An 11,112-nucleotide genomic window follows, 5' to 3' on the forward strand; every position below is an offset into this window, starting at 1 on the left:
AATCATTTCCTCCCATATATCAAAACAGGAGAGACTCTTCATCCCTCCTGAAACTAATTATTTTATTCCACCAAAAAAAGGACTAGCATCAACCAGTCCTTAGGGTTGTTTGTATTAAATTTACTTTTTCTGCATTTATCGTTTCTTTTTTTATACTAATGGGCGCATTACCATCAAAAATTTCAGGCATTTTTATGACTGTAAAAACGTTTTAGTGTAACTCACATAAGAAGTTGACATATATAGTAGTAGACAATTGTATTCTAATCTAAGGGCAGAAAGCTCATTCCTGCCCTAAAAATTTATCTCAATCTTTTTAATAACCATTCTTTTTCAAATCCTTATAAATTCCCATAGAAACCTGTTTCGTGATCTCTGGCATACGCTTATTCAATTCCCTTGCAATATCTTGTCCGTCTGCATTTCCATTAATTGTGATAGGGCATTGGATAACAGGATTTATCGTAGCAGGTTCTTTCTGAGACATTTTGGGCATATTAATCTCAGGTATCTTGTAAGTAGGCATTTCCTTATTTAGAGAAGAGAAAGCAATTTGATCAGCAGTCTCTCTAGCGCTTAAAACCTGACTTCCTTTCGTCAATGGCATTAAGACACTACCATCTTTTAAGATAACGATTTCATCACCGTTACCATCATTAATTCTGGATAATCCACCTTTGGCATTCTTCGTACCGCTTGCATAACTCGGAATACCAACAACTTCACCAGTAAGTCCTTCAATATTGAAGCTTTTCAGCAACTTCGTTATCGTATCGTTCACAGTATTAAGACAGTTATTGATATTAGCAGTAGAAGTATCTACGGCACCAACAATCGCATCCAAGTTGGAATTCAAATCTTTGACATAATTGTCATAATTATCCTGTAATTCAGTTTTCAAATCATCTAGCCCTGAAACTTGGATATCATATCTGTGTTCAAAGATAGTGTCATCCAAATCATCTTTTGCTTCTTTAAGTTGGGCTTCCAACTGTGCTTTTCTTGCCTTTGATTCAGAATCATTCACACCGTTAAGGGCTGCAATCTGTTGTTCTAATAACTGAATATCCTTGGTTTTTGATTTAAGTGTTTTGTCGTAGTCATAGTATTCTTTCTGTTTCTTCAACAAATTCTGCCTTGCATCGATAACTTTATTAATCGCATCTAGTTCCGCTTTGCTCTGAGACGTAATAGAATCTATAATAGATTTTCTTGCATCATTTGTCTGAGACAATAGATTGCGAATATCATCAGAAACATTTTTCATATCTTCGTTAAATTCTTTTTGGGAATAATTCGTATTGTTATTTCCATTGTTGAATTGTTTGATGTACTCATTTCTCTTTTTCAAGAGAGTCTGCATACTACCAAGATATGATTCATAGTCTTTGATATCCATAGCAAGAGCAGTAATACCAAAGTCTGTTAATTTACCATTGTCATCATATTTCATCTCATCTGAAATAAGATCATTGATAGAACCTAAAGATGCACGCAAAGCTTCTGCCTTTTCCAAAGCCTTGTTAATGACTTGGAAAAATACATCTTCACGCATAGTATCCTGTAATTCCATTATGGTAAGGTCTAAATTCTGTCCTTCATTGTGAACATCTCTAATTTGGCTAGCCATTTCAAGCCATTCGTCAGAACCTTCAATTATCTTACCTGATTTAACAGCGGAGTCTAACTGTTTCCGCAGAGCAGCTTCCTCATCAGCCAAAATCTGTCTATCTTTTTGTCGGCTTGCAATTTCATCCTGATAATCCTTTTCTGTCAAGTCTTCCCCTTTGGCAGATTTTAGGTTACGGTTTCCAGCATAAGATTCAGATAATTTCTGATTATAATCACTTATCGCATTGTAATAATTTTGGATGTTCTCAAATTTTTGCTTTTCGTTTTCAACAATCATCTGAGCATACTCAGCTTCAGTTTCAGCGGCATTGGCTACAGCTTCCGACTGTGCTTCGAGAGCAATCGTATACTGAGTGTTTAAAACGGTACCCTGTTTTACCATATTGTTGTAGGCTTTAATCTTTTTCAATACAGCAGGATCAGTAATACCTGTTGTTGAAACAGTCTTACCAGCCTTCAATGCGGCTTTCTGGGTATCATTCAATGCTTTTGTGACACTTTTATCCTTCAATAGACTAGTTGCTTGCTTTTGAATTTTGGCTGTTTGTTTCTGTTTCTTTTTCTGCGCATCTTCCGCATTCTTTGTTGCCTTGTCCAAAGCAGTCTGTCTGGCAGAATTTTCGCTTTTAGCAACAGATAATTGTTGATCCAGAAACTTATTTTGGTATACGTAACTAGCCTGACCAGATTTAGCGCTAATCAATGTGCGCTGTTCCTGAGTAGTAGCATTCTCAGCATTCTTCTTAGCCAATGTAGCATTTTCTACTTTTTGTTTTGCGGTATTGTCTTTAGAAGTAGCACTATTATAATTGCTTACAGCTTTATCATAAGTCTTCTGTGCAGAAGCCTGAGCTTTCGCATCTTTATTATATTTCTGTGCATCCTTTAATAACTGTCCAGTCAACCCTTTCGTAGAAACTGTTTTGCTAGAAGAAACACTCTTGTTGATTGTCTGTTCCTGTTTTAATTTTGCGTTATAATCTTTGGCAGCTTTTAGTGCAGAGCCTTTTAATTGCTTCAAAAGAGAAGAACTAATCGGTTGTCTCTTTTTAATTGCACTATTTACAGCAGAAACAACACGACTGGACACACCTTTCTTCGTTGCATTTTTAAGAGCATTAGCAGATGTATTTGTAACTTTCTTGGCATCTTTACTTAAAGTAGCACCAGAATTTGACGTGGATGTTTTGGCAGTCTGCAATATTTTGTTTGCAGAAGATTTTTCTTTTGCGGCGGTTGATTTTGATGCGGCAGTTTTAGCCTGTTCATCTTGTGCTTTCTTTAATGCATCCGTAGTTTTCTTAACTTCTGGATTATTTGCCTTTGTAAGTTTCTGTAATTGAGCAATAGCAGAACCACCCATAGAAGATGTTGATTGTACAGCAGAGAGAGATTTAAGTTTACGTTCTAATTTGTCAATCTTTTTCTCTGCTTCCTCTGTAGGAATATTCATTAACTCTTGGAATGCTTCATATTGTTCTGTTCTTAAATCTTGAACCGCTCTACGGCAATTCTGAGCAGCTTCATAATATTCTTGGTATTTCTGGACTGCTTCAGCTAATGCTTTGCCATACGCGCTAGAAGTGTCCATGTCTTCTACAGAAAACGTACCATTTTGGACAAGCTTCTTATACTTGGAAGGAATAGACAGGGATTGTGTATTATCATTATCATCTTGATATATATACTTTTTAGCTACAGCATTTGCTTTCTCAAGATAAGCACTATATCCTTTTTGGTTAGCAACGATTTCGTTATCAATTGCAGTAATCTTCTTTTGTAACTGTGCGGATTTATATGCAGATGAAACAAAATCAGTGATTGTTGCTGCGATTTCCTCAACCTTACTCTTGGCTCTGTCGAGAGCAACCTTAATCCAGTCAAACGCCTGAGATGACTGTTTTACCGCTTTGGTATTGGTATTTACTGCCGATGTATTTTGCTTGGTTGCGGTTGTGTTGGATTTGGTTGTGTTGGTTTTGGTTGGAGTAGAACCTTTATAGGTTGTTTTCCCAGAAGCAATATTCGCCTGTTGAGCAGAAATACCCCCGCGAACCATTGCTGTACCACTTGCTTTAGCCAAACCACGGCTATTTACAAATCCTCTTTCCAGCAATGATTCTGACTGCAAATGATTAAAAACGATGCTTCCGGCAGGTATATATTTAAACTCTGCTCCGTTATCACCAACGGTTTCCCATGTTCCAGTAAATGGATTTACAACTATTTCTCTTCCTAATTCGCCTACAAGTGTCATACCACCTGTTTTTGTTCCCCAGTTACCATTTGCATTTGCATGACCGACCAAGTGAGGATAATGCGCTGTTCCGCTTGCATGAGCAGTACCATTTAAGCCATGCGCTCCACCAGACGGTGGTGTACTGTTTTCCCAGTTCACATGACCTGTAGCAGTAAAATATGTCTTAACCTGAGAAATGTCATTTCCCCAACTTACAGTACCTTTTGAGACATGCATTTGTGATGCCCATGCATCAACTGCACCTGTTTGATTATCCCAAGTAACCGTACCTTTTGACTGTTTCTCTTCTGCCGCATAAGCATCAACTAAGGCAGAATCAACACCTGCTTTAACAAGAATTTCAGGAGTAATTCCTTGTATAGAAGAAGCTATTGTTGCTTCAGATGCTCCATCTATACCAAGCTGTGCTTTGATTTCCGGTGACAGACTTTGAATTTCACTTACCAGACTATCGACTTTACCTTGTGCTTCAGAAGTATCTGCGCCAACTTCGGCTTGTAATTCAACGTTATTTTTAGCTTCTTGGAATTGTTGTAACAGAGATAAGGCATTACCTATTTCGCCATTTACCTGAGATGCATCTATAGTCATAACAGTAGGCGCTTCTAACATTTGCTTCTGAGTTATACAATATTGAATAATAGCGTTTGCATCATCAACCTCAGAAGAATCAACAGGTAAAGTTGTTTTATATTCCTGCATCTGGGAAATGGTATTTTCCAGAGTAGATATCTTATCCTCTGTACTCTCTATGTCTGATACATCAATCTGAATGTTCAAATCTTGATTTCCATCAATAGATTCAAGTCTATCTTTTGCTTCTCCAGCAGCCATACCCAAGTCGCCAAGCGTTTTTATTGCTTCGTCAGCCCAGTCAAACTGACCACCAAATTCTTCCATTTCACCAAACATGGCTTGAACCATTGGTAAGGAAAGATTAAGCCCATCAGCAAAATCTTGCATAGTACGTTGACCAGCAATTTTATATTCACCGCTTGCTTCATCCAATTCCATGAGTCCTGCTTTAGTTGCTTTGGCACAAAACTCAGCAACATCTAATCCAGTTCTGTTGCCTTTAGAATCATGGTTGAAATAATTCTCAATACTATCTATATAAGAAGAGACTGCTTCTGCATCTTGAGAGTCTATCGTATCAGGAACAAGAAACTCGACTGCCGCTTTATATGATTTCTTACCGATACGACCATAGTCTTCTGAATCTGTATTCTGTGTTACATCCTCAATATGATTCAATGCGCTCATGGCATCATCAAACATATCTCCAGATTCAGAAGTATTTTGTTTATCAAGCCAATTCTGATAAGCTCCAGTAGCTTCACGCAAGGATGCTGATAAAATGTCAAGCTGAGAACACTGATTTACAATGGTGTCATTTTCAGACAATAGTGCGTCAATACTTGATTGGATTGCCTGTGCATTTTCACCTTTCGCATTATTCAGATTTCTTAACTCATCCTGTAACTTTTCAATCTCAGCAATGTTTTCCATATACTGATTCTGTTTTTCCAGTTTCTGATTCTCGTTCGTCTGAATTGCTTCCTCTGCTTTGGCTTTCTGTAACTCTTGTACTTTTTCGGCATTCAACTGTAAAGCACCGTTGTTATATTCCAGTGCAGAAGTGTAATCTTTCAACTCGTCTGAATTAAAATCTTCTATAGAAATGGATTTACCTGTACTTTGGGAAGATAATACAGAATTTACCGTATTGATCTGGGAAAGAAGTGTATTTGCACTATCAGATACTGATTGGAATGAATCTGCTATTTCTTCTACAGCAGCAGACGACTGACCGCTTAATACTCCAAGATTTACAAGAGCCTGTGCAAGATCATCAGTGCTGATTCCTGCCTGTTCAGCAGCCTGTGATAGATAATTGATCGAATCAATATCACCAGAATTTATCGCTGCTTTGAAATCCACATCTGACATATTCAGATTTTTTACTTCATCCGCTACAGATCGTAAATGTTTTTGATAACCATTCAGGTATTCTTGTCCATCACTACTAAGAGCCGCATTAAATTCATTAGCTTTAATTGCCGCCTTATCAAGCTGACCAGAGACATCCTCAAACAATGCGCTGTATTGTGACAGGTCACTGCCTTTCAGTAAGCCTTGAACAGATTGATTTATTTTGTTGTAATAATCATTCGCTTTTGCAACTTCTTCTGTACTTCCGCTGGCAACTGCATCATTATAGTTCTCTACAGCTTTTGCATAGTTATTGAGCCATTCCGCAGCAGTTTTACCGCCAAAATCTGTTTTATCAGTCTGCAACTCCGCTTTCATTGCCTGGTTATAAAGCTCCTGGTATTCGTCAAGTGTTGCTTTTGCTTTATTTAATCCATCGGAAGCATCCTGGTAAAATCCTTGAAACAAATCTACATTCCCAGTTTCATCCATTGCATGACGGACATCCGACATAAACGAATTCAGTGTTTCGTTTGCCTGTGATGCATCACCTTCGAAATAAACGGTCACACGACCATAAGAATCTTCTTCGGCATTTATGCCTTTACCCTCGTATTTTTTTATGATCTCCTGTAATCTGTCTGCATCTTCCCAGGAAGAAGAAAAGCTCTGTCCCAGATAGGTACGGGATTCTTTCTCCATCTCTTTTTTTGCAGTCTTTATCCCGTCAAGATTTTCATTGAGGAATCTTTCTGCCTGTGCATCTGCAAGTTCTTTCAGCTTTTCAATCTGAACATCCAGGGAACCATTTACAAGATCAATCCCCTCTGCCTGGGAACCATAAGATTCTGATAACTGGTTCTGGATATCAAGAAGCTGTGATTTTGTGTCATAGGCTTCCTGTTCTGTCAGTTTTCCAGAATCAAGAGCAGATTTAAGTTCTGTAATTTTTTCAATGTTAGACTGGATAGATGAATTGGATTCTTCCCACTCAGAAGCTGCCTGTTTTGCTGAATTGACAGCTTCCTGCACAGATTTCTGATATGCGTTCCAAGCACCTACCGCAGCGGTCACACCGACCGTAACCAAGCCTACCGGATGTGCAGATAGAACACCCCATAAACCTTGAAGCCCACCGCCTAAAGCTGTCACCTGTGCCGCCGTATTCTGGAATAAGGTGATAAGATGCGTGATAGCATAAGTTGCTCCTGCTGTTCCTAAGCCTGTTAATGCCGTTTTAATAAGGTCTGTCTCTCTGGCGAAATCAGATGCAGCCGTTGCACCTTCCAGAAATCCTGAATAAAGCTCATCTGTAATGGTATCTGTTGCAAGCAGTTCCAGACTGTTTTTCAGCTTGTTTGTCTTAGCTTCCAGACTGTCCAGATAAGCACCAAATTTCTCTTCTGTTGCTCCTTCACTGTTGGCTGCTACACTGGTGTATTTCAGCACACGGTCATAATTCTCCATAAGAACTAAGAAGTTTTCGGATTGTCGTGTTCCGGCAAATGCTTTACTAATCGCAGCCTGCTGTACAGAGGAATAATTCTTCCATCCAGCCGCCACTTCATCTAACACTGTCTGGAAGTTCCGGAATTCCTGGTTGGAATCCCTTAATTTAATCCCCAAAGAATTCAGTACGATCTCAACATCAGATAGATCTTCAATCGTTCCGTCTTCACCAACGCTGGACAGATTTCCTGCTTTGATATCTCTCATCCTTGCAAAGATTGTCTTGTAACTTTCACCAATAGAAGTCATGCTTCTCTGGGTAACTTCACCTGTAGTTGCAAGAATCGCAAGGAGCCTGTCCATGCTTAACCCAGCAAGGTCAGCACTGGTCGCAGTCCTTGACATTGCTTCCGCAAGACCTCCGGCAGAAGTCGCACTTACAAGGTCAATGGAACTAAGCTTGTCTGTGATCTTTGAAACATCCTCTACCGCCACACCATAGCCGTTCATTGCAGAAGTAAGATATTCTGTTGCATCGGCAGAATCAATCTGACCAAGTTTAGATAGTTTTACAGAATCAGCTATCAGAGTATTAGTTTCTTCTGCGCTTTTACCTTGTCTCAGCCATGCATCCGCCGACTCTGCTACACTGGTTGTCAGACTGCCCAGTTCATTTCCAAGTTCTCTGTATCCAGAGATCATATTCTTTGCTTCTGAACGTGAACTTCCTGTCGCAAGCTGTAACTGGACTGATGCATCATCAAGCTCTTTTACTGTCTCGATGGCTTTTCTTCCTGCATCCTCAATCTTATCAATCCCACGTTCCAAAAGATTTGCAAGTGTATACGCACTGAACGCATCCCTGACTGTGCCGCCAAAAGCTGTAAATATATCCTGTCCCTGTTGTCCTGCACGGTTGATGTTCTGGATATTATTCAGAAGAGCATTACTATTATTCCCTGAACCCTGTACCGGGATTGTGATAGGATTCTGGTTCACCTGATGCTGGATCTGGCTGTTTATCTGTGAAACATTTACCTGTACATCAATCTCAAGATTGATGATTCCTGCAACCGCTGCCCTGATCTGGCTTTCAATATCGGAAGCGTCTACACGGAACTGTACAGGAAGGTCAATCCCACTGACAGCAGCCTGTAAATCCGATTCTATATCAGCTTTATCAACATCCACTTTAATTTTTACCGGGAAATCATCAGCAGAAATGCCTTGAACCGCATTACGGATATCTGTTTCGATTTCAGATTTATCCAGATCAACTTTAATCTTTACTGGTTCACCCGAAGCAGAAGAAGCTTCACTGAGAGCTGATCTGATATCAGAAATAATAGAATCTTTGTTGATTTTTACATCAATCTCAAACTCTGTTTTCAGTTCATCCGAAGCAGAATTGATATTTGCTCTCAAGGTGTCCATCATACGGTCAAACATTGGTACAATATCACCGTAAGCCTGTTCTTTGATATCAAACTGCTGTTTTGGTGTCATGTCATCAAAAGACAGGGACTGCGCAATATCAGCCCGGGCAGCTTTTAACGTATCAAATGCTTTTACAACCTGATCCACCTGATTTGTGATATCACTTGCAAAATGCTCCGGAAAAAGCGTTGTCATTTCATCCCAGATGGAATCTATACTGACTCCTTTTGTTGCATCACGGACAATTTTCCCTATATTCGCATTGGAGATTTCTTTATATAAGTCTTCTCCCATTGCGGATTTCAGCTCATCAGAAATATAAATCTTCTTGTCCTTGAAATAAGAATAGAATTGGTCATATATTCCCATCTTGTCCTGGATTACCTTTGCATTTTTGCTGACAGTCTCCGCCATAGCATCAAGCCCGGAAATAAAGCCGTTATTCTTATCAAATACAAACTGTTTACCGTTCCAACTCTTAGCAAGCTCATCAAGCATGGAATCCATCTGGGATTTCAGCTTGCTCACAACATTTTTATTATTGATGTTAAAGCCTGCTGCCAGCTGTTTTGCCATATCCCCGGTATCAAGCTTTGCAGATTTCAAACCACGTTCAATACTTTTTACTAAGTCTTTCGCCTGCTCTGTTGCGGATTTATCTATTTCAAGTGATACCTTTATTTTTCTTGGTTCGTTTATCAATTTATTTAATTTTTGCTCAGCTTCACTGGCATCCAGGTCAGCTTGCACATTAACTCTAAAATCGTCCGCCATACCTTCCCTCCATTCAAATCGCTTTTAACAGCTTGTCAATACCCATTGTTTTATACATATAGTCATATGCATACTGATATAACAATGGCATCTTATCAATCTTCTCATTCCAACCTTTTTGAAAATCGATTACTGCTTGGACTGCTTTTGTCCTCTTTTCCAACAGTTCCATAACTTGTTTGTGCAATTCATTGTTCCTATTTCTGCTCATATTAAGGGCATTAATCAGATCAACTTCATTTTCAACACTCATCCCAATAGTATCAATTAACGTATTTTTCTCTTCATCGGCTAATCTATCCCAAAAACCCTTAACTAAGAAATCATTTACGATAGCAGGAATCTCTTTTAATTCGCCGTCTTCTTTATAAAACTCAATTCCATACTCGGATTTCATTCGCTCGAAATAATCTTTCTTATTAATCACATTATATATCTTGATATCTTTAATCTCATTTTCGGCGATATCAACATACTGATCTCCCCAGATACCAACTCTATATAATTTTGCAATCTCTGCATCCGTTCCAAAGCCCTCTCTGACCTCTGTAATCATTCCTAATACAGCACCACCAGACTGTAGGACAATCAAAACTGTATCACCTACATGTGGCTCAATTTTAATTTCATTGTTTATATCTTGTATATTTTCTTGCATTGTATTTCCTCCTTTAACTGAATCGTTTGGAAAACGATTCTTGAATATTTTTTTCAACATCTGATTTTGTTTTCTCCCAGAAACCACCATTACCAAGCAGACCATTATCCTCTGCATAACCATATATTGTCTGTGTGTCTCTTCCAGATGGATTATAAACATAAGATGTGTCAAGACTGATTGTCCCGCACAGACTATCTCCACTGCCAGAGATTTCCTGCTGGACACTCTCTGCTAACTGACCTGTCCTTTTATATCGACCTTCGGGCGAATTATAAAAATTGTCTACATTCTGCTTTGCATCTTGATAAGACTTATCAATTGTCTCCTCAAGCGCATCACGCACCTCATTTTGGAGTGCTTTTTTCAATGCACCCCATGAATTAAAACTCCTTGCCATATTCTATTTTCCCTTCAAAATGTGATATTGTTGTCGATATGCCATATTATGATTTAGTTTGATTTGATATTTGATAACCAAGATTCTGATTTAAATTTGAGAATTTTATAAAGATTATTTATTTTCTGAAGCTCTGAAATATCCGTTGTAGAATAATATTTTTCGTTTAAAATCTTAATAAGAAATGTGTAAGAATTTTCATCTAATTCCACTATCACTATGTCAATCACTCCTTCACGATTTCGTCAACTGTTTTAAGAAACGTCCCTTGTAAAAACTCATGTGTTTTCTTGATTTGCTCAGGTTTGAGCTTGCGCTCACCTTTGAGCCATTTACTGCATGTCGATAATTCACATCCAATATAATCAGCAAAAAACTTAATCATGATTCCATTTTTATCTAAATACTTTTTTACAATTTCATTCAAAGTATTCACTGTTATTTCCTCCTTTTCAACAAATTGTATATTCCGACCACTGAGAGCAGACTGCACGGTGTTTTAGTGCACGCTTTCCGCTCATTCAGTGCACTCTTTCCGGTATGGTGAACACTCCGTTCCCGAAAAAATAA

4 protein-coding genes are annotated in these 11,112 nt (G+C 38.6%); all 4 read right to left on the minus strand.

What is annotated here, in order from left to right:
• Nucleotides 1-316 precede the first annotated feature (316 nt).
• Nucleotides 317-9,484 (minus strand): phage tail tape measure protein, encoded by a 9,168-nt coding sequence (locus tag ACTNEW_RS15070; RefSeq protein WP_441062466.1) that lies wholly within the window; start codon nt 9,482-9,484, stop codon nt 317-319.
• 13 nt (nt 9,485-9,497) lie between these two features.
• Nucleotides 9,498-10,142 (minus strand): hypothetical protein, encoded by a 645-nt coding sequence (locus ACTNEW_RS15075; RefSeq protein WP_441062469.1) that lies wholly within the window; start codon nt 10,140-10,142, stop codon nt 9,498-9,500.
• 13 nt (nt 10,143-10,155) lie between these two features.
• Nucleotides 10,156-10,542, minus strand: a complete 387-nt coding sequence (locus ACTNEW_RS15080; RefSeq protein ID WP_441062471.1) for a hypothetical protein — start codon at nt 10,540-10,542, stop codon at nt 10,156-10,158.
• 226 nt (nt 10,543-10,768) lie between these two features.
• Nucleotides 10,769-10,978 (minus strand): helix-turn-helix domain-containing protein, encoded by a 210-nt coding sequence (locus ACTNEW_RS15085; protein WP_441062473.1) that lies wholly within the window; start codon nt 10,976-10,978, stop codon nt 10,769-10,771.
• Nucleotides 10,979-11,112 lie beyond the last annotated feature (134 nt).

The sequence above is a fragment of the Blautia sp. HCP3S3_G3 genome, assembly GCF_052063365.1.
GTDB lineage: Bacteria > Bacillota > Clostridia > Lachnospirales > Lachnospiraceae > Blautia_A.

What these genes read in the sequence shown, in the direction of transcription:
- ACTNEW_RS15070 (WP_441062466.1), bottom strand. Translation starts at nt 9,484, where the DNA reads ATGGCGGACGATTTTAGAGTTAATGTGCAAGCTGACCTGGATGCCAGT.
- ACTNEW_RS15075 (WP_441062469.1), bottom strand. Translation starts at nt 10,142, where the DNA reads ATGCAAGAAAATATACAAGATATAAACAATGAAATTAAAATTGAGCCA.
- ACTNEW_RS15080 (WP_441062471.1), bottom strand. Translation starts at nt 10,542, where the DNA reads ATGGCAAGGAGTTTTAATTCATGGGGTGCATTGAAAAAAGCACTCCAA.